This window comes from Frankia sp. Allo2 (assembly GCF_000733325.1).
Lineage (GTDB): Bacteria > Actinomycetota > Actinomycetes > Frankiales > Frankiaceae > Frankia > Frankia casuarinae.
Genome location: NZ_JPHT01000045.1, coordinates 13,760 through 14,757 on the forward strand (window position 1 = coordinate 13,760; position 998 = coordinate 14,757).

The 998-nt window shown below is 72.2% G+C and carries 2 protein-coding genes; both read right to left on the minus strand.

Features of this window, described 5'->3' with window-relative positions:
- Positions 1 to 217: 217 nt before the first annotated feature.
- Complete coding sequence (locus ALLO2_RS26660) at positions 218 to 448, minus strand: hypothetical protein (protein ID WP_023841564.1); 231 nt, start codon at positions 446 to 448, stop codon at positions 218 to 220.
- Positions 445 to 588, minus strand: a complete 144-nt coding sequence (locus ALLO2_RS25985) for a hypothetical protein (RefSeq protein WP_023841565.1) — start codon at positions 586 to 588, stop codon at positions 445 to 447. Before ALLO2_RS25985 ends, ALLO2_RS26660 begins: the two co-directional genes overlap by 4 nt.
- Between the last annotated feature and the right edge of the window lie 410 nt (positions 589 to 998).

The window sequence follows — 998 nt, forward strand, 5'->3', positions numbered from 1 at the left end:
GGGCCGGGTGGTGCGGGTCTTGGCGTCGGGGTGGGGCCGAGTGCGGGTGTGGGTGCGGCCGCCGGGCCGGGCGGCACCGGTCTCGGCGCTAGCGTGGCGCCGTCGGTTCGTCGCTGACCGGTAGGTGTCCCAGGAGGGCCCCGGCAGGCCAGGAGGGCCCCGGCCGGCCTGGAGGGGGCCGGCCTGGAGGGGGCCGGCCGGCCCCCGGGGTCGGGGTTCAGGCGGCGAGCCCGTGCCGTGCGTCCGCTGCCTGACAGCTGACGACCAGTTCGGCGTCGCGGGAGGCCTCCAGCAGGCCGAGTGCCACGAACCGGTGGACCAGGTCGGGATGCAGCCCGCCGCGGCTGGCGACCGTCTCCACGGTCAGCTTCCGGGCTGGTGCCAGCGGGTAACGCGGCCGGGTGGTCGACGGCGCCGTCCGCTGCCGCGACGGGAATGGAGTGGTCATCGCCGGGATCCCTTGCTCGGATCGGACTTTCTGGGGTCGGAGTTCCTCAGGTCGGAGTTCCTCGGGTCGAAGGTCCAGGTGGCCGCCAGTTCTCCGAACAGCGCCCGCTCCCGGTCGGTCGGCCTCGGCGGCACTGCCACGCTGACCTCGGCTTCCTGGTCGGCGCCNGGGATCGGCCCGGGGCGCCGCCGCCGAGAACGTGCCGCCGAGGCCGAGTGTTACGCCATCAGATGGCTTCCCGATCCACCGGCGCCTCAAAACCNCCCNCCTGAGCCTCAAAACCACCCGCNGGGATCCCACCAAGCCGATCAGGTCGGTCCTCCGGGAGAAGGCACGCATAAGCGGTGAACCACGGTGGCGGGTTGGCACGGGTCGGCACGGGGGGTCGGCATCTGTGCTACGGTCCACTCCGCCTCACTTAAAGAGTCGGTCCGATTACCGATCGTGGTGATGTGGTGAAGGGTTCCTCAGACCTGGCCAGCGGTCTGTTGGAGGCGGCACCGGACGCGATCGTCGCCGTCCGGGACGACGGGGCCATCGTCCTGGTCAA

Bases quoted from the DNA above. Each gene is read 5' to 3' on its own strand.
- ALLO2_RS26660 (WP_023841564.1), bottom strand. From the start codon at position 448: ATGACCACTCCATTCCCGTCGCGGCAGCGGACGGCGCCGTCGACCACC.